The sequence below is a fragment of the Sorangium sp. So ce693 genome (assembly GCF_051521375.1).
GTDB classification, from domain to species: domain Bacteria; phylum Myxococcota_A; class Polyangia; order Polyangiales; family Polyangiaceae; genus Sorangium; species Sorangium atrum.
This window is the reverse complement of sequence record NZ_CP150347.1, coordinates 9,596,928-9,616,243: the sequence shown is the minus strand read 5'-3', so window position 1 is coordinate 9,616,243 and position 19,316 is coordinate 9,596,928. Positions and strand designations below refer to the sequence as shown.

10 protein-coding genes are annotated in these 19,316 nt (G+C 69.9%); 4 read left to right on the top strand and 6 right to left on the bottom strand.

Annotated features, from left to right (window positions below):
* Positions 1 to 34 precede the first annotated feature (34 nt).
* Positions 35 to 2,476 carry a family 43 glycosylhydrolase gene (locus tag WMF14_RS35910; protein WP_437793519.1) on the top strand — a complete coding sequence of 814 codons (2,442 nt, stop codon included), beginning with the start codon at positions 35 to 37 and terminating at the stop codon, positions 2,474 to 2,476.
* 559 nt (positions 2,477 to 3,035) lie between these two features.
* Positions 3,036 to 4,625: a hypothetical protein gene (locus WMF14_RS35905; RefSeq protein ID WP_437793517.1), complete on the top strand. Its 1,590-nt coding sequence runs from the start codon at positions 3,036 to 3,038 to the stop codon at positions 4,623 to 4,625.
* Between the two features lie 168 nt (positions 4,626 to 4,793).
* Here the strand turns inward: WMF14_RS35905 and WMF14_RS35900 are convergent, their stop codons facing one another.
* The 5 genes from WMF14_RS35900 to WMF14_RS35880 form a co-directional block, all read right to left on the bottom strand.
* A complete protein-coding gene (locus WMF14_RS35900; protein WP_437793515.1) occupies positions 4,794 to 7,769 on the bottom strand; it encodes a glycoside hydrolase family 3 C-terminal domain-containing protein in 2,976 nt (991 codons plus the stop codon).
* Complete coding sequence (yicI, locus tag WMF14_RS35895) at positions 7,766 to 10,120, bottom strand: alpha-xylosidase (RefSeq protein WP_437793513.1); 2,355 nt, start codon at positions 10,118 to 10,120, stop codon at positions 7,766 to 7,768. The genes WMF14_RS35900 and yicI overlap by 4 nt, the downstream gene beginning before the upstream one ends.
* The gene (locus WMF14_RS35890) at positions 10,117 to 10,884 is read right to left on the bottom strand and encodes a carbohydrate ABC transporter permease (protein WP_437804356.1); all 768 of its coding nucleotides are present in this window, start codon (positions 10,882 to 10,884) and stop codon (positions 10,117 to 10,119) included. The genes yicI and WMF14_RS35890 overlap by 4 nt, the downstream gene beginning before the upstream one ends.
* A 116-nt stretch (positions 10,885 to 11,000) precedes the next feature.
* On the bottom strand, positions 11,001 to 11,897 hold the full coding sequence (locus tag WMF14_RS35885) for a carbohydrate ABC transporter permease (protein ID WP_437324512.1): 897 nt from the start codon (positions 11,895 to 11,897) through the stop codon (positions 11,001 to 11,003).
* A gap of 11 nt (positions 11,898 to 11,908) precedes the next feature.
* Complete coding sequence (locus tag WMF14_RS35880; protein WP_437793511.1) at positions 11,909 to 13,186, bottom strand: ABC transporter substrate-binding protein; 1,278 nt, start codon at positions 13,184 to 13,186, stop codon at positions 11,909 to 11,911.
* 668 nt (positions 13,187 to 13,854) lie between these two features.
* Between WMF14_RS35880 and WMF14_RS35875 the strand changes: the two genes are divergently transcribed.
* Positions 13,855 to 15,744 carry a DUF4215 domain-containing protein gene (locus WMF14_RS35875; RefSeq protein ID WP_437793509.1) on the top strand — a complete coding sequence of 630 codons (1,890 nt, stop codon included), beginning with the start codon at positions 13,855 to 13,857 and terminating at the stop codon, positions 15,742 to 15,744.
* A gap of 208 nt (positions 15,745 to 15,952) precedes the next feature.
* Here the strand turns inward: WMF14_RS35875 and WMF14_RS35870 are convergent, their stop codons facing one another.
* Complete coding sequence (locus WMF14_RS35870) at positions 15,953 to 17,623, bottom strand: sigma 54-interacting transcriptional regulator (protein WP_437793507.1); 1,671 nt, start codon at positions 17,621 to 17,623, stop codon at positions 15,953 to 15,955.
* 333 nt (positions 17,624 to 17,956) lie between these two features.
* Here WMF14_RS35870 and WMF14_RS35865 point away from each other — a divergent pair, with 333 nt between their 5' ends.
* A complete protein-coding gene (locus tag WMF14_RS35865; protein ID WP_437793505.1) occupies positions 17,957 to 19,252 on the top strand; it encodes a serine hydrolase domain-containing protein in 1,296 nt (431 codons plus the stop codon).
* Positions 19,253 to 19,316 lie beyond the last annotated feature (64 nt).

Here is a 19,316-nt window from a genome sequence, read left to right as displayed (position 1 = left end):
GGGATTGGCGGCCAGAACGACTCAGGATATGACCATGAGAAAACACAGCGCTTGCATCACGGCGATGATCCTGATCGGGTCCCTGCCCATGTCCTGCGGAGTGGACGAGCAGGTAGCGCCCGTGGAATATCCCCTGACCATCGAGGCGAAGGGGGACGGGACGACTGATCCTCCGCCTGGAACCTACCTGCGCAGGGCCGGCACAGTGGTGACCGTGACCGCCAGACCCGCGCCGAGCGCCGACTTCACGGGATGGAGCGGGGCCGCGAGCGAGGCGGACGACGTCGTGGAGGTCACGGTGGACGGGAACAAGACGCTGACCGCCGCCTTCGAGACAGCGAGCTGGCCGGGCAAGCCCCAGTCCACCTACCTGAACCCGATCCTGCCCGGCGATCACCCGGACATGAACATCTACATCGAGGGGGACGATTTCTACATCACCGGCTCCAGCTTCAACATCTCACCCAACGTCGAGATCCTGCACTCGCGGGACCTCATCCGCTGGGAGCGCGTGTCGCGCGTCGTCGATCCGGCGTGGTCCGGCCTGGAGGCCTCGACCTCGGCGGGGGGCGGGACGTGGGGCGGCTTCATCGTCAAGGTCGCCGCCGGCTACAGGGTCTACTTCGCCGTCAACTTCAACCAGTACTTCGCGGAGGCCGAAAGCCTGGCAGGGCCCTGGGGAGAGCCCGTCCACGTGGAGCCTGTGGGCCCCTACACGCCGCCCGGAGAGGACCCGGAGCTCGTATCGTTCGACCGCGGGACCGGCTATGACGACTCGGTGTTCGTCGACGACGACGGGACCACGTACCTCGTCGTGAAGGCGGGGCAGTGCAAATGGAATGGAGGGACGGGCGGCGAGGAGAACAACTTCGGCGTCAACCTGCTCCAGAAGCTCGATCCCGAGACCGGGCAGCTCAGCGGCGAGTCGATCGATCTCAGCTTCGTCAACTGGGACGTGGAGAACGGGGGGTGCGGTGATCCCGCGGCCAACCCCGACAGCGCGGTCGAGGCCAATTGGGCCGAGGGGCCCACCATGACGAAGCGAAACGGCTTCTACTATTACTTCGACTCGACCCACACGGGGTGCGGCGGCGAGCAGTACGGGTGGCGCTCGGCCACGCTGAGCAGCAACCCCGAGGACTGGACGCCGCTGGGCAGCGTCCTCAAGGGAGAGGCCCCGTTCAGCGGCGCGCAGCACAGCACCGCGCCGTTCCAGATCGCCGACGGCACGTGGTGGGTCTTCTCCCACTCGTACGAGTGCGAAAGCAACTGGCGTGGCCTGGGCCGGCAAGGGTTGCTCAGCCAGGTGACCTGGATCGACGACGAGAGCGGTGCCGGGGTCCCGGTCGTGAACGGTCGCCTGGGCGAGCCGGCGCCGGCGCCGGCGCTGCCGCCCAGCGACATCCCGTTCCTGCTGCCCGTCAACGACGAGTTCACCGGGGACAAGCTCGCACCGGCCTGGACTTTCTACGGCAACATGCCGTCCGATCGCTACTCGGTCACCGACCGCGCCGGGTGGCTCCGGCTCAAGCCGGCGGAGGACGAGACGCGGTGGGTGATCCAGAAGGACGCGCTGCACGCCAAGGCGATGATCGTGAGGATGGACTTCGCGCCCGAAGCGGAGGGCGACGCGGCTGGCGTTCGCCTGGGCAACGCCGTCCCGGAGCAGGATCTCACGGCGTTCCCGACGTGGGTGCACCCCATCAGCCAGGAGGTGTCGGTGGCGCGCGTCCGGGCGGACGCAGAAGACCGGATCCGCTTCTCGTTCCGGTCGGTCGTCCCCGTCCTCAACGCCGACGAGAGCGCCTATGAAGCGGTGGACGCGACCGAGATCAGCTTCGATGCCCCGGCGCCGGCCGAGCGCACCCTCTGGCTGAAGCTGGTGCACGGCAAGGACCACGAGGCCACCGGCTGGTTCAGCACGGACCGCCTGACCTGGACCCAGGTGGGCGAGCCGATCGAAATCGGCGCGCTCGAGGACTACGATACAGTCAACATGGGCTGGGTCGGCAGCCAGGCCGGCGTCTTTGCCAGCAACGCGAGCGCTGACTTCGACATGTTCACGTACCGCGACGGCTTCACCGCGATCGCGGCCGCGGAGCCGGACCAGGAGTCCGGCACCGAGGTTGTGTCGAGCCAGTCGGCAGGGCCGGTGCTGGGCGGCCTGGAGAACGGCGACTGGGCCATGTACGGCAGCGTCGATCTGGGCAGCGGCGGCGTGGCGTCGGTCGAGATCGAGCTGCAGGCCTCCAGCGCGAAAGGCGGCGCCGTCGAGGTATGGCTCGACCCGCTGGCGGGCGGCCGCCGCGTCGCGACCTGCGATGTCCCCGCCACCGGCGGCTGGGAGACCTGGACGACCGTGACATGCAAGGTGAGCGCCGTCGGCTCCCACGAGGTCTACCTGAGGGCAAAGGGCGGCTCTGGTGAGCTGCTGCGCCTCGCGTCCCTCCGCTTCGTGCCTGGGAAGAACGAATGAGCTCAGCGTAATGTAGACAAGCAAGCGGGCCAGTCCACGCAGACCTCAGCCGTCTTCGCTATGTGGGCCGTCGCTCCAGGGCTTCGAGCCCTGATCCGGCGCGCGACCCGAGCGACTCGTAGCCTGCCGGCACACGCCCGCTGTCCAGCCGGCCGACCCGGCGCGGTGGGCGTCGGCGCCGGCGTCACGCAGCGGGAACCGCACGGGCGCGCGCCCCCGCGTGCCTCCTCCCGGGCCTGTTTGTAAAGAATCTTTAAAAATGGAGCTCCGGGCCGCGCCGAACGTTGAACATCGTTTTTGTTCAGCTACATCATCGCTCGTCTGAGGTCGCTCCCAGCACCGCCTGACGCCCCCAGCGCGCGGCCTCGCGCGCCGGGCGGCGAGGGCTGCCTCTCCGGCGGTCTCCCCGCCGGGGCGTCGCTCACGAGGCCCCACGCCGCACCGCCGGGCGGCTCGAATGGCTCCGCGACCACAGCTGAAGAGTGGATGAAACACGCCGCTTTCCTGCTCGTGGCCTCTCGCCACGGCCGGGCGCTGCGCCTCTAACGGAGAAAGCTTGATGGGACGCTCGAAGACGGGGCTGCTGTTCGCGTGCGGGGTCGGAATGGCGCTGTTCGCCGGGGGGTGCTCGGAGGCAGAGGACGAGGTTCCGGAGCCCCTCGACGAAGCTTCGCAATCGCTCGCCCTGGCGGATCGGCTCGCTGAATGCGCGCAGGATCCGCGCGTGGTCGCCGGGCTCGTGTCGCAGGACATCTGCGCGGGCGCGGGGGTCTTCTTCCACGAGACGTTCGAGGGCAACGGCCGCACCTGCGGCACCTGCCACCCCGTGGCCAACAACACGACGCTCGACGTGCCGTTCATCCAGGCCCTCGACCAAACCAACCCCAATGACCCGCTCTTCGTGTTCCGGCAGGTGCCGGAGCTCGCCGAGCTCGAGACATCGGATCTGCTGGACGACGCGGCCATCCTCGAGAACGTGGACGGCTTCGCCGATCCGACGCACCGGTTCGTCTCGCGCGGGGTGAACCACGTCCTCTCGCTCAGCACCAGCATCCGGGCGGATTCGGGGGACGGCACCACCAATCCCCCCACGGAGCGGACCGGCTGGGGCGGGGACGGCTCGAGCGACGGCACGCTGCGCGGCTTCCTCAAGGACGCGATCACCCAGCACTTCCCCAAGCGCCTCGCCCGCGAGCCGGGCGTCGATTTCCGGTTGCCGACACCGGAAGAAGAGGACGTGACCCTGGCCTTCCAGCTCAGCCTGGGGCGGCTGAACGAGCTCGATCTGGCGAGCGTTCGCCTGTTCGACGCGGAGGCGGAGGACGGCCGGCAAGCGTTCATGGACCCGGACCGCGGCCGCTGCAACTTCTGCCACCACAACGCCGGCGCGAACTTCCAGGACACCGGCAACAACCGCAACTTCGACACCGGCACGCGCACCAAGGGGTCGCCGGTCAACGGGGGCAGCTTCGGGGGCGAGTTCCTCGCGGACGGCGGCTTCGGCGGGCGAGACCTGCCGGCGCCCAACTTCGACGCCACGGGCATCGGCTTCCCCAACTCGTTCGGCAACGGCACCTTCAACCCGCCGCCCCTCATCGAGGCCGCGGACACGCCGCCCTTCTTCCACAACAACCTGCAGATCAACGACAAGGCGGCTCCGGGCATCACCGACGCCGTCACGTTCTACGCCTCGACGCCCTTCCTCTTCTCTCCCGCCGCCCAGGAGCTCGAGCAGCGCTTCGGGACGCCTCTTAACCTCGTGCCGCTCGACGCGAACGCCATCGCTCGCTTCCTGCGCGCGCTGAACGCCGCCTTCAACGCCGACATCGCGAAGCAACGGCTGGACGCCGCGCGGGTGCTCGTCGACCAGTTCGCGAACACGCGCGCCGACGTGCAGCAGAAGCTGATGGAGCTCGCCCGCGTCGAGATCGACGACGCCATCGAGGTGATGGCCCCGATGACGCTGTATCCCGCTGCGGCGCAGCAGCTCGACCTCGCGCGCGCCGAGATCGCCCAGGGCCTCGCGGCGAGCTCGGCGGTCGAGCGCCGCAACCGCATCGTGAACGCGACCGCGCGCGTGACGACCGCCCGGGCCCAGTTCGGTCAGAACATCACCTTCGTGCTCGGCCAGGGCAACCTGATGTACTGAGCGCGGCCGTGGCGCCGCGCCCCCGCGCCGCCACGCCCCTCCTGCCCACCGAAGAGCCCGTCACCCGTCGGGGATGACCCGGGCGTGACGTGATCCCACCCACCCTCCCGTGCGCCGGGATAAACCGGCACGGAGACGGGTATGCGGAGACCTACGTCGAAGGGCCCCTCAGTCGATCGCGAACGTCGACAGGCGGGCGGCTCCACGGAAGACGAGGTAGACGTCGTGTCGCCCGTAAGCGCCGTCGAGCTCGGCGGTCGCGGTGGCGTAGGCGTACACGTCGCCCGTGCTCGGCACGACGGCGGTCCCAACCACCTTGCCGCGGACCGGATCGTCGAGCCGGATCTCGACGAGCGCGTCGCCCGCCTCGGCGCGGGCGAACCCGCCGCTGAAGTGGCTGGCACCGCTGCCCAGCTCCACATCGGAGAAGCGGAGCCAGTCGCCCGCGGTGGCGCCCACGGCATCGCCCCACTCCATGCTCTCGTCGACCAGCTCGATGCCGGCGTAGTCGTCGAAGTCGAGCGCTCGCGTCTCGCGGGCAAGGTCGCGCGCCGGGATGCGCTCGCCGCGCACGCGCACGACCGCGCTCCGGCGGATGTCGGCCGAGGAGGAGCCGACCATCAGCTCGACGCCAGCGGCCTCGAGGACCCAGCGGCTCCGGGTCACGTCCCAGTGGGCGAGGTCGGAGGCGGCGAAAGCGAGCTCGACCGTCCGCTTCTCGCCCGGCGCGAGATGGATCCGCCGAAACGCCCGCAGCTGCTTGACGGGCTGCGGATCGCGCGACGATGGCTGGCGGCTGTAGAGCTGAACGACCTCGTCGCCGGCCCGCAGGCTCGTGTTCGTGACGTCGACGCGCACCGAGATCGGGTCGCCGGCCTGGACCGACCGGGCGCTCAGCTGGAGGTTGTCGTACCCAAAGGTCGAATACGACAGCCCGTACCCGAACGGATAGAGCGGATCACCGTCGAAGTAGAGATAGGTCCGCCGGGCCTTGATGATGTCGTACTCGAGGACGTCCGGCAGGTCGTCCGCCGAGCGGTACCAGGTCTGGGTCAGTCGCCCGGCAGGGTTGTGGTCGCCGAAGAGGACGTCGGAGATGGCATGGCCGGTTTCCTGGCCCGCGTGGGTCGTCCACAGGATGGCGGGGACGTGGAGCTTCTCCCACGGGATGGTCACCGGATAGCTGTTCTCCATCACGAGGATGGTGCGCGGATTGGCGGCGAGCACCGCCCGTACCAGGGCGGACTGCCGCTCGGCCAGCGCCATCGACGTGCGGTCGTGATCCTCCCGCCCGTTGATGAACGGCATACTGCCAACGACGACCACGGCGGCGTCGGCGCCTGTCGCCGCGCGCACGGCCTCGTCGACGCCGCTCCGGACCACGTCGACCGCGAAGTGAGCCGCGTTGGCCGCCTCGGTCGCGGTCAGGGCGAGCGCGCCGTCCTCGGCGATCGTCAGGTAGACCTCGGGGCCGGCCCAGTCGAATGCCTTCTCGTATCCGGCGTAGCGGATGACGTGCGTGCCGTCGCTCTGCGGCTCGAGGACGAACTGCTGCTGGACGAACCAGCCGTACGGCTGGGCGGCGTGGTTCGCGAAGTTGGGGCCGAAGTTGAAGCGGTCGACCACCTTGCCGTTGGCCGCGCTGCGCAACGTGACGATGCCCTGCCCCCAGTCGAACACGTCGAACTCCTCGGTGGGACCCGCGCTGGCCGCGCCGACGCGCAGGATGTCCCCGTCCTCGTCCGCGCCGGCGGTCACGTAGCGGCCGCTCGCGACGTCGCGCAGCACGATCCGGTCCACGCCCTCGCTGGAGAGGACAGTGGCGCCGCTGAGCCGCTCGCGGATGCCGTCCAGGGGCGTGACCCGGTACGGCAGCGCCCCGGAGTACCAGTCCGTGTAGAGCGTGTCCGAGAGAGGCCCGACGACCGCGATCCGCCGCGTGGCCGACGGGTCCAGCGGCAGGAGGCGACGCCTGTTCGCGAGCAGCACCATGGCCTCGTCGGCGGCCCGGCGGGCCAGCTGGCGGTGCTCCGGGCTGTCGATGACCTCGGGCCCGATGCCGGCGTAGGGGCCCCCGTCCGGGTCGAAATCGCCGAGCCGGAGGCGGACGGAAAGGACGTGCTCGACGGAGGCGTCGATGTCCCCCTCGGTGAGAAGCCCTTGCGCGAGCGCCGAGTGGAGAATCTCGATGGTGCGCGCGCTGTTGGCGTCGTCGACGGTGAAGCTGTCCACTCCGGCCAGGAGCGTGGCCGCGAAGGCCTCCTCGCTCGTGGCGAAGTACTTCTGCGAGGCGCTCAAGTTGTTGGGGGCCCAGGCGTCGGACACGTTGTAGAGCGTCTTCTCCGTCCAGCTCCGCACGACCTCGCCGACATCCGGGTTGACGGTGCACGGCCTGCCGTTGACCAGGTTGTAAGATGTCATGACGCCGGTCACGGCGTCGGCGGCGATGGGTATCTTGAAGGCCAGCTCGTCATACTCGTGCTTCACGCGGGGGCGCAGATTCGACGACGTGGTGTCACGATGAATCTCGTTGTTGTTGGCGAGATAGTGCTTGATGACCGGCGCGGTCTTCAGGTAGAGCGGGTCGTCCCCTTCGAGGCCGCGCCCGTATGCGGTGGCGATCGCGCCGGAGAGGAGCGGGTCCTCGGAATAGCCCTCCTCGTTGCGCCCCCAGCGCGGGTCGCGCAGGAGGTTGACCACGGGCGCCCACACCTGCAGACCCCAGACGCGAGGGGCGAGCGCGTGATGGCCGCGAACTTCGGCTCCGACAGCCTCGCCGACCTGCCGGATGAGATCCGTGTTCCAGGTCGTCGCCAGGCCGATCGCCTGCGGGAACACCGTGCCGGTAGCCGTCACGACGGCGCCGCCGTTGTCGCGATCGGTGGACCAGGCCACTCCGTGCAGCGCCTCGGTGCCGGCCTTGAAGTCCGGAATGCCGAGCCGCGGAATGGCAGGCTGAAACTGATGCAGGAGCGAGATCTTCTCGTCGAGCGTGAGCCGGCCGAGGAGGTCGCGGACGCGGATCTCGATCCCCAGACCGGGATCCTGGAACGGCAGCATGTCACTCGCGCTCGAGTCCGAGGGGTGAAACGAAAGCGCGAGGACGAACGGAACGGAAGCAGCGATTGAGCGAAATCTCTTCATCGGTCGTCTCCTTTGGGACCGGGCGCCGTGGTTGAGCCCTTCTCTTCCAGCGTGATGACCAGCTCGCCGCCGGTCGCCCTGACCAGCGCTCCCCGCGGGTGCTCCGCGCTCTCCCCGCCTTCAACGGCCGCGACGCGGCGGTTGACGAGGAGAACGTTCCAGGCACCTGGGGCGCCCGCGGCCTCCACCCGCACCACCGGGCCGTCCCGGGACGTGGTGAACGTCGTGACCGCGTCCCCGTCCGCGCCCGGGATCACGGTGGTGACGCGGGCGCCGTCCGCCGGCTCGTACACGCGCAGCGTTACACCATCCGCGTGGTCGTAATCGGGACGGTCCTCCACCGCGCCCTCGGGGATCACCGCCCCCGGCCGGACGAGCAGCGGCACGCTGTCGAACCCGTGGCGCTCGCGCACCCAGCGGCCGCCCTCGACGCGCTCCCCGGTGAGGTAGTGCGTCCAAACGCCGCGCGGCACATAGTAGGAGAGCTCCCCGTCGGCGGAGAAGACAGGCGCCACAAGCAGGTCGTCGCCCAGCATGTACTGCCGCTCGAGATGCGTGCAGGCCGGGTCGTCCGGGAACTCGACGACCATCGCGCGCATCATCGGCAGGCCCTCGCCGTACGCCTGCCGCGCGGCCCCGGCCAGGTAGGGCATCAGCCGCATCTTCAGCCGGCTGAAGCGCCGCAGGACCTCCACCGACTCCTCGTCGAACAGCCATGGCACCCGGTAGGAGCGGCTTCCGTGCAGCCGGCTGTGCGACGATAGCAGCCCGAACGCGATCCATCGTTTGAACAGCGCCGGGTCGGGGGTGCCCTCGAATCCGCCGATGTCGTGGCTCCAGAAGCCGAATCCCGACATGCCCAGCGACAGGCCGCCCCGCAGGCTCTCCCCCATGCCCTCGAACGTCGACTCGCAGTCGCCGCCCCAGTGCACCGGGAACTGCTGCCCGCCCGCCGTGGCCGAGCGGGCGAACACGATCGCCTCGCCCTCGCCGCGCCGCTTGCGCAAGAGCTCGAACACCGTCTGGTTGTAGAGATAAGCGTAGTAGTTGTGCGCGCGGTCCGGGTCGGACCCGTCGTGGTAGACGACGTCGGTGGGGATGCGCTCGCCGAAGTCGGTCTTGAAGCAGTCCACGCCCATGTCGAGCAGCGCGTCGAGCTTGGCGGCGTACCACGCGCGGGCCTCGGGGTTGGTGAAGTCGACCACGGCCAGGCCCGGCTGCCACAGGTCCCACTGCCACACGTCGCCGTTGGGGCGCCGCAGCAGGTAGCCGCGCGCCCTGCCCTCCTCGAACAGCGGCGAGCGCTGCCCGATGTAGGGGTTGATCCAGACGCAGATGCGCAGGCCGCGCCCCCTGAGCCGGCGCAGCATCCCGGGCGGGTCGGGGAACACGCGCGGATCCCACTCGAAATCGCACCACCGGAACTCGCGCATCCAGAAGCAGTCGAAGTGGAACACGCTGAGCGGCAGGCCCCGCTCGGCCATCCCGTCGATGAACGAGGTGACGGTCGCCTCGTCGTAATCGGTGGTGAACGAGGTGGACAGCCACAGCCCGTACGACCAGCCCGGCACCCTCGCGGGCCGCCCGGTGAGCGCTGTGTACTTGCGCAGGATCTCCCTCGGCGTCGGCCCGTAGATGAGGAAGTAGCGCATCGACTGGCCCTCGACGCTGAACTGCGTCCGCGCCATCGCCTCGGAGGCCACCTCGAACGACACGCGCCCGGGATGGTCGACGAACACGCCGTAGCCCGCGTTGGTGAGGAAGAACGGCGCGTTCTTGTACGCCTGCTCGCTGGACGTGCCGCCGTCGGCGTTCCAGATGTCCACGACCTGGCCGTTCTTGACCAGCGGCCCGAACCGCTCGCCGAGCCCGTACACGAAGTGGTCCACGCCGAGGTCGAGCTGCTCGCGCACGTAGTGGTGGCCGTCGTCGGTGTCGATGATCGCCGTCGCCTTCTGCGCGCTGCCGGTGAGGCGGCGGCCCCGGGCCAGGAAGTCCAGCCTCCACCCCTCGCCGCGCCCGACCCGCACCGACAGCGCGCCGGAGGTCAGCGTGGCCGCCTCCTCGTCCAACGTCACCGCCCCGGTCGGGTCGGTGGCCAGCTCGAACGCCGGGCCGCGGGGCCGCTCGCCCGCGAAGTGCGTGATGGTGACACCGATGACGTCCGGCATCGGGGACGCGCAGGTGACGGTCACCACCGGTCCCTTGAGCAGGTCGCCGCGGTGCCGGATCCGCTGGACGGGCGCGTGCGCGACGAACGACGCCGGCCCGGCGTCGATGTCGAGGACCTCCATCGGGTAGACCGCGTGGACACCCTTGCGCATCATCCAGTAACCGTCGCTGAACTTCATTCCTTGATCGCTCCTGCTGTGAGTCCGCGCGATAGCGTGCGCTGGAAGATGAGGAAGAAGACGATGGTCGGCAGCAGGCCGAGCAGCGCGGCGGCGCTGGACATGGTGGCGTCCATCAGCCGCTGCCCCTGCAGCACGCCGAGCGCGACCGAGACCGTCTGGTTGTCGTTGGAGATGAGGAAGACGAGGGGGATCAGGAACTCGTTCCAGGTCCAGATGAAGAAGAAGACGAGCATCACCGCCAGCGTGGGCCGCACGACCGGCACGATCACCCGCCACAGGATCTGCCACCGGCTGGCGCCGTCTATCCGCGCCGCGTCCAGCAGCGGCCGGGGGAACGCCGACATCACCGACGACAGCAGGTAGGTGCCGAACGCGCTCTGGACGACGGCGAACACGATGATCACGCTGATCCGGGTGTCGTAGAGCCCGAGCTTGTTGGCCAGGTAGTACAGCGGGTAGACCAGCGACTCCTGCGGCAGCGTGTTGGCCATCAGCAGCAGGACCAGCACCCACATCCGTCCCTTGATCCGGCCGATGCCCAGCGCGTAGGCGTTCAGGACCGACAGCAGGACCGCCAGCACGGCCACCGAGCCGCTGATGAGCAGGCTGTTGAACAGGACGTGGCCGAAGCCGACGCGCTCCCAGAAGTCCTTGATCCCCTCGAGATAGAATCCCTCCGGCGGGGCGAGCGGGCCGTTGGCGGTGTACTCCTCCGGCGTCTTCAGCGCGTTGAAGACCACCACGGCGAAGGGGATCAGCATGATCCCGGCCAGCGCGGCCAGCGCCACCAGCACCGCGTAGGCCGACGGACCCCGGCGGCGCCGCCGCGGCCGGTTCCGCGCGGGTGCGCTCACCGGGCTCTCGGTCAGCGTCACGGTCACCGCTCCTCCCCCAGCTCACCGCCCTGCAGCCGCAGGAAGGCGATGGTGAGCGCGATGATGATCAGCGTCAGCACTGTGGCGACCGCGGAGCCGTAGCCGACGTCGGTCTTCTCGAAGAAATTGACGTAGGAGTAGTAGGACGGCACGCTGGTCGCGCCTCCCGGGCCGCCCCTGGTGAGCACGAAGATGTGCGGGAACGCCTTGAGCGCGGCGATCGTCGTCCACAGCAGCACCACGAAGATCTCGGGCCTGATCTGCGGGATGGTGACGTGCCAGAAGCGTTGCGCCCACGAGGCCCCGTCGATCTCGGCCGCCTCGTACAGCGAGGGGTCCACGCGCTGCAGCCCGGACATGAAGATCACGAGGGGGAATCCGATCTGGATCCAGACCATGACCCCCATGACGCTCCACAGCGCGGTGGCGGGATCGCCGAGCCAGTCATGCGCGAGCGAGCCGAGCCCGATCGCGTCCAGCAGGACGTTCACCGCGCCGTTCTCGGGGGCGAGCAGCCAGCTCCACACGATGCCCGCGATGACGATTGGCAGGACCTGCGGCAGGTAGATGCAGGCGCGCAGGGCGCTGGCGGTGCGCGGGCCGAAGTGCCGGTCGATCAGGTCGGTCAAGACGGAGGCCAGCACGAGACCGATCATCGTCGGGAGGATCGCCATCCCGACGATGACCAGCGCGTTGTGCCGGAACGACGCCCAGAACTCGCCGTCCGTCGCCAGCTCCCGGTAGTTGTCCAGCCCTACCCACGTCGGGGTGCCGACGCCGGCCCACTCGGTGAAGCTGGTCCCGATGTTCATCAGGAACGGCGCCCCGATGACCCCGGCGAACAGCAGCAGCCCGGGGATCAGGTAGGGCAGGTAGGCGAGCCGGTCACGCCCCGTCAAGCTGCGTGTCGTCACTTGGGCAGGCCGCTGTCGTAGGATCTCTGGATTCCGCTGAGCACCGACTGCGGCGAATCGCCGTTCATGAGCTTCTGGGTATGCGAGACCCACTGATCGTAGAAGCCCGCGACCGGCCAGTCCGGGTAGTACGCCAGGCCGCTCGACTGGGCGAGGGTGTTGAAGTCGTCGTTGAGCTTCTTGGCCCTGGGCTCGGTGATGGCCGAGCTGTCGGCCGCCACCGGCACCGCGCCCGCGTTGCCGAGAATGTTCTGGATCTTCTTCTTCAGCGTGATGTCGATGAAGTCGTAGGCGAGCTGCTTGTTCTTCGATCCTGCCGGCACGACCCACAGATTTCCGCCCGATCCGAGGGTCATCTTGGCGCCGGGCCACACGGAGGTATCCCAGTCGAACTTGGCCTCCTTGGACACGCGGCCGAACCACCAGCTCCCGGAGAACATCATCGGGAACTTGCCGCTCATGAACGCTACCCCGGCATCCTCGGCCTTGGCGCTGACCGAGTTCTTGGCGATGTAGCCCTTCGTCACCCAGTCGGCGAACGTGGTCGCCCCGTACGTCCATGCCGGGTCGGTGAAGTCGGCCTTGCCGGTGTAGCGCTGGAACGCGTTCACCCACGGCTGGTCGGCCTTCTCCAGCGCGAGCTGGTAGACGTACTGCTGCGCCATGTACTCGGCGCCGGCGTTCGCCAGCGGCGTGACGCCCTTGGCGACGAACGCGTCCATCGCCTTGGTGAACTCGTCGAACGTGGTCGGGACCTTGACGTCGTATTTCTTGAACAGGTCCTTGTTGTAGTAGACCTGCGTGTACTCGGCGTAGTTGGGGACCCCGTACCACTTGCCGCCGCCCATGATCCCCTTTTCGTCGTACCTGGCGACGGCCTGCACGTTCGGGCTGATCAGCTTGTCCCAGCCGCGCTTGGTGACCTCGGGCGTGAGGTCCTCGAGCAGGCCCTGCTTGGACAGCAGCCCGGCGGTCGCGTTACCCTTGTTGTACTCCATGACGTCGGGGGCGCTCTTGGAGTTCATGATCATGGGCGCGGTCTTCTGGATCTGCTCGAAGCCCTTCTCCTCGAGCTTGACCTTCACGCCCGGATGAGTGGCCTCGAACTCCTTGATGGCCTCGTTCCAGGCCACGCCCATGGCGCTCTCGGGAGCCTCGTAGTGCCAGATGCGCAGCTCCTTGCCGCCGGACTCGCCGTCGTCGCTGCGACCGCACGCGGCCAGCGTCAGGGTCCCTGCGGCGAGCAGCGCTGCGCCCGTGACTCTTGTGATCATAAATTTCCTCCGGGGTGAGAAACGGGCATCGGCCCTCCTTTTCGAAGCGCTTCGAGTGTCGAGATGATAAACGACATGTGAACGTTCACACAACAAGGAAACCCAACAAAATGCTGGTCACGCGTTCACCTGGGAGAGTGTGGGCGACGTTGCCGCCAGGCGCACCTGGAGGCAGCGGCCATGAAGCTCGCGTCCATCATGCTCGACAGCGCATAGGGCCCCGCGCCTGGCCGCTTCACTCGGATCCCGATCCTGCTCTTGCCCAGGTATTCGCGGCAGGTTTTTCCGATACGAGGTTCCTGATCAACACCAGCTACCCCAGGAGGTCACTCCGCTGGCTGCGGAGCCCTCCGTGCCAATGTGCCTGAAACACCGACCCTCAATGCGCGTACTGTCGGAGGGCGAGTCCGGAGCGTTTGATGAAAGAAGAGCAGCCCTCTCAGCAGACGATCCAGGCGCATTGTGCGCTCCGCGCGCGATTCTCCGTGCGATGCGCAGCCACGCCCGGATCCGGCGGCCGCGCGCACTGGCGCGCGGCGGAGGCAGGCGGCCTTCATGAAAGGGGGTTTGCCAGGCGGATCGGTTGTGCCGAAGATGGCATCACGCTGCGCCGTGGGGTGAGGCCCACGTCGCGTCACGACAGCTCTCTCTTGCGTTGGAGCAGGTGGATGAACGTACGACTCGTTGCAGGTCTTTTCGTGCTGGCGCTGTCGGCTGCCGCGGGCTGCGGAGACGATGACGGCCAGGTCGGCGCCGGCGGCAATGGCGGCTCCGGCGGCGCTGGCGGTGGCGGCGGCGTCGACGCCACGAGCACCGGAACTGGCACCGGCGGTGGCGGCGGCGGCGGCGCCGAGCCCACCGGCGGTGGCGGTGCTGGCGGCGCCGAGCCCACCGGCGGTGGCGGTGCTGGCGGCGCCGAGCCCACCGGCGGTGGCGGTGCTGGCGGCGCCGAGCCCACCGGCGGAGGCGGCGGTGCCGAGCCAACCGGCACCGGTGGCGGCGGAGGCGGCGGTGCCGAGCCAACCGGCACCGGTGGCGGCGGAGGCGGCGGTGCCGAGCCAACCGGCACCGGTGGCGGCGGCGGCGCCGAGCCAACCGGCGGTGGCGGTGCTGGCGGCGCCGAGCCCACCGGCGGAGGCGGCGGCGGCGCCGAGCCAACCGGCACCGGCGGAGGCGGCGGCGCCGAGCCCACCGGCACCGGCGGCGGAGGCGGCGCCGAGCCAACCGGCACCGGTAGCGGCGGAAGCGGGCCGGCGGGCGCGCTGTACGAGGCCTGCGCGATGGACGATGAGTGCACCGGGGACATCTGCCTCTCCGAGGAGGAACTTGGATACCCGTCCGGGCTCTGCTCGGACCTGTGTGAGCCCGCGGCCGAGCCAACGCCGGGCGGAGAGTGCGACGGCGGGGTCTGTCTTGATATCTTCGATGGCGTGGGCGCGTGCCTGGCGCTCTGCAGCGCGTCGTCGGAGTGCCGCGACGGTTATGCCTGCGAGGACATCGGCGGTGGCATCCGGGCCTGCGTCCCGAGGTGCACCTCGAACGCGCAGTGCCCCTCGCTCGGCGTGTGCGACACCCTGAGCGGCGTCTGCACGCCAGGCGAGACGGACTGCGCGAACCACGAGGACGACGACGGGGACGGGTCCTACGACTGCGCGGACACCGACTGCGCCGCGACCTGCACCCCGATCGCCGAGGCCGCCTGCGCGAGCGCGACACCGATCGTCTCGACGACGATCCACGGCGACACGTCGGGGGGCACGAGCGGGCTGGAAGGGACCTGCTACCTCGGCAACACGGGGCACGGACCGGAGGAGATCCACCTGTTCACGCCGCCCGCCGGGCAGTCGGGCACGCTCGTGGTCGAGCTCGAGTCGCCGACCGAGCATAGCGTCTATGCCCGTAGCTCGTGCGCGGACATGCTCTCCGAGATCGACTGCTCCGACGAGAACTACCCCCACGATGGTTTGCCCGACGAAGAGCGGATCGAGATCCACGTGAGCGACGGCCAGACCGTGCCGATCGTCGTCGACTCCTATGAGCCGCGGGAGGCCGGTCCCTACACCCTGAACGTCAGCTTCACGCCGGTCGTCTGCGGCGACGGGACCGTCGGCTTGGCCGAGCAATGCGACGACGGCAACACCACGAGCGGCGATGGCTGCTCCGCCACGTGCGCCTACGAGCCCGACGTGCTGTGCGAGAACGCGGTCGAGCTCGTGATCGGCGAGAACACGGGCAACACGGCGACCGGCCCCTCGGTGTTCGAGGGCAGCTGCCTCGGATGGGACGCGCCGGAGACGATCCACAGGTTCACGCCGCCGAGCGACGGCGCGCTCACGCTGACGCTGTCCGCCGAGACCGACCTGGGCATCTACCTGCGCGAGAGCTGCGCGGACTTCGGCTCCGAGCTCGCGTGCGTCGACGACGAAGGCCGCGGCCATGACGAGACGCTCGTGATCGATGTCACCGGCGGCGAGCCCCTGTTCGTCATCGTCGACACCTACACGTCGATCAACAGCGGCCCCTACACGCTCACCGTCGCCTTCACCCCCGCTCCCTGAGGTCGACGCTGCCGTCGCGGGCGCTCACCGTGGGACCCGATTGGCAGGAGTTCAGGCTGCCTTTCGACACTTTCCCTCTTGACCACCTGTCGGTTGCCAGCGTCGAGTTGATAGTGACGCTGTATCAGCGTAGCAACGCCGATCCGGGAGGGGGCGTCCCGCGCGCTGGGCGCCGGGGGCGCGGCGCTCTCGTCGTGCTGGTGAGCGCTCAGGGCGATCGCTTCCGCGGCCGCGGGATGCCGTACTCGTCGATGCGGTTGATCAGCGTGCGCAGCGAAACGCCGAGGAGCTTCGCGGCGCGCGTCTGGTTGCCCGCGGACCGCTCGAGGGCCTCGACGACGCGCTGTCGGTCGGCGGCCTTCATCTCGAGCCGGAGCCTCGCCAGGGCGTCGCCGCTCGGCGGCGGCGCGTCGGCCGGCGGCAACCCGGCGCCGCTGGGCGGAGGCGGCGGCAGCGCGACGCGGCCCGACGGGGGGGCGTCGCCGCTCGACGGGGGCGCGGCGCCGCTCGACGGGAGCGTGGCGCGGCTCGACGGGGGCGCGGCGCCGCTGGGCGGCAGCGCGGCGCCGCTGGGCGGCAGCGCGGCGCCGCTGGGCAGGGGCGCGGCGCCGCCGGGCGGCAGCGCGGCGCCGCTCGGCGGCAAGGGCGGCGGCGGGGGGATGGTGCCGCTGGGCCGCGACGCGGCGCGGCTCGACGGGGGCGTGGCGCCGTTCGTCAGGTGCGGCGGCAGATCGGCGGGCAGGACCGACTCCCCTGCGCAGAGGACCGCCGCGCGCTCGATCACGTTGCGGAGCTCGCGCACGTTCCCCGGCCAGGCGTACGCCTCGAGGGCGGCGAGCGCCTCGGGCGAGATGCGGGGCGCGCCGCGCTGGTCGAGCTGCCGGCACGCCTCCTCGAGGAACCTGCCGGCGAGCAGGCCGATCTCGGCGACCCGCTCGCGGAGCGGCGGGACGACGAGGGAGATGCCGTTCAGCCGGAAGTAGAGGTCCTGGCGGAAGGCGCCGCGCGCGATCTCCGCCTCGAGATCGCGGTTGGTCGCCGCCACGAAGCGGAGGTCGAGCCGGCGAGGGGTGCGGCCCCCGATGCGGAGCACCTTCCGGTCCTCGAGGACGCGGAGCAGCTTCGCCTGGAAGGCGAGGGGCAGCTCGCCGATCTCGTCGAGGAACAGCGTGCCGCCGTGGGCCGCCTCGAGGAGGCCGGGGCGCGCGTGGCTGGCGCCCGTGAAGGCGCTCTTCTCGTGGCCGAAGAGCTCGCCCTCGAGGAGCGACGGCGGCAGCGCGGCGCAGTTCAGCTCGACATAGGGCCCGCTCGACCGCGGCGAGCGCGCGTGGAGGGTCCGGGCGAGCACCTCCTTGCCCACCCCCGTCTCGCCCAGGATGAGCACGCTGATGGGGCTCCGCGCGGCGCGGGCGGCCTGCTCGTAGAGCGCCACCATCACCGGGGCCAGCAGCACGATGTCCGCGGGCGGCTTCCCGCGGTCGGGCTCCTCGGCCGCCCCCGCGGGCGCGCGGCCGACGACGACGGTGGTCGCGCCGAGGTTGAAGCGCTCGCCGACGCCGACCTCCGCGCTCTCCCGCGAGAGGCGCCGCAGGCGGTGCGTGCGCGCCGTCAGCGCGCGGGCCTGCGGCTCGCCGACGAAGGTGCCGTTGGCGCTCCCGAGGTCCTCGATCCGGAGCGGCGGGCCGACGTGGAGCGCCGCGTGCCGGCGCGACACCGAGCGATCGTCGATCCGCACGTCGCACCCCTCGTCGCGGCCGAGGACGACGCGGCCGTGGGGCGGCAGCGGGGCGAAGGTGACCGTGCTGCCGGCCACGATCGCGAGCCGGAGCGTCGTCGTGCAGGAGCCCCGCACATCGCCGCCGGGAAAGCCTTCGTCCACGAGCACATCCTACGCGGCGCCGCGCGCCGCCGTGCGTTGGTTTGGCGTTGGTTTGCACGAATCATGCAAAACCGTGCAGAGCGATGGGGCCGTGCGGGTGATCACGCGGCCGATCGTGCAGGCGGGTGCACGATCGGCGCACCGTCCGCTGGAGCTCTCGCGGCGCGGCGCCGCGAACCGTCGGGGACGCTGCTCGGCACGCCTCCTGCTGTCCAGGAATTCGGGCGTTCGCGAGCGTCGATGGCGACCTCAGCGAAGGCGCGCGAAGGCGCGCCCGAGCGGGCTCTGCAGCGGCACGACCCGCCCCCTACGGATCACGGATCAGGAGCGAGCATGTGCACCGAGCATGGATCTTTCAATCGCAGGCGCCTACTCCAGGGGCTGGGCCGTACGGCGGCGGTGGCCGCGTTCGCGCCGGCGTTCCTGTCGACCAAGGTGGCTGAGGCGTACGCGCAGACGACGTACGAGCACCTCGTCCCTGGGCGGCCCGAGGGCGTCGGCCTGTGCTCGGAGCGCCTCGAGGACGTCTTCGCGCGCATCCAGCGCCGGGTGACCGACGGCCTGTTCCCGGGCGCTGTCGCCCTGGTAGCGCGGCGCGGGAGGATCGTCGGGCACCGGGCGTTCGGCTCCCGGGTCCGCGGCGCGGACGAGCCGATGACGCTCGACACGCTGTTCGACCTGCTCTCCATCACCAAGGTCCTCGCGACGGCGACGTCGGCGGTGATCCTCGCGCAGGACGGCGTGCTTCGGCTGAACGATCGGGTGGCCGACTTCATCCCGGAGTTCGCGGCCAACGGCAAGCAGGCCATCAAGGTGCGCGACATGCTCCGGTACACGGCCGGCTTGCCGCTGGACAGCCAGTTCCTGGACGATCCGGACTGCGAGCGCGTCTGGCAGCGCATGGCGGAGTCGCCGCTCGAGTACGTGCCTGGCACGCAGGTGCTCTACAGCGATCTCACCTACCGCCTCCTCGGGCGGGTGATCGAGGTCGCCTCGGGCATGGATCTCGACGCCTTCGCGAAGGAGCGCATCTGGGGCCCGCTCGGCATGAGCGACACGACCTTCAACCCGTCGGGGGCGCTCATCTCGCGGACCGCGGCCACGGGCTACTCCGAGATCCGGGGGAGGGTGGTGCGCGGCGAGGTGCAGGACGAGCAGGATCACGCGCTCGGCGGGATCGCCGGCTGTGACGGTGTCTTCTCGACGGCGCGGGACATCGCGGTGTTCTGCCAGATGATCCTGAACGGCGGCAGGTACGGCGGCGTCCGCGTCCTGAGCCGCCAGGTCGCCGCCGCGATGGTGAGCAATCAGACGCCCGAGGTGAGGGCGTCGGAGACCGACGTGTCGCCGCTAACGAATCTCCTGATGACGCCCAAGGGGTATGGCTGGGAGCTCGCGACCCACCGCTTCTCCAACGGCGGGTCGCGCCTCTCGAGCGGCTCTTACGGCAAGGCGGGCGGCACCGGGTGCTTCCTGTGGATCGATCGCCGCCGCGAGCTGATCGGGGTCATCCTGACGAACCACGGCTTGCCCACGCCGTTCGATGAGATCGGCTGGAACCGGATGCTCGACGCGGTCGGGAACGCGGAGTTCTTCGACGGGATCGTCAACGCCGTCATCGACGAGTGACAATCGCCTTCATGTCGTCTCCGCGGCGTTCCCGCGGCTGCTCAGGCTCCCTCCAGCGCCGCGC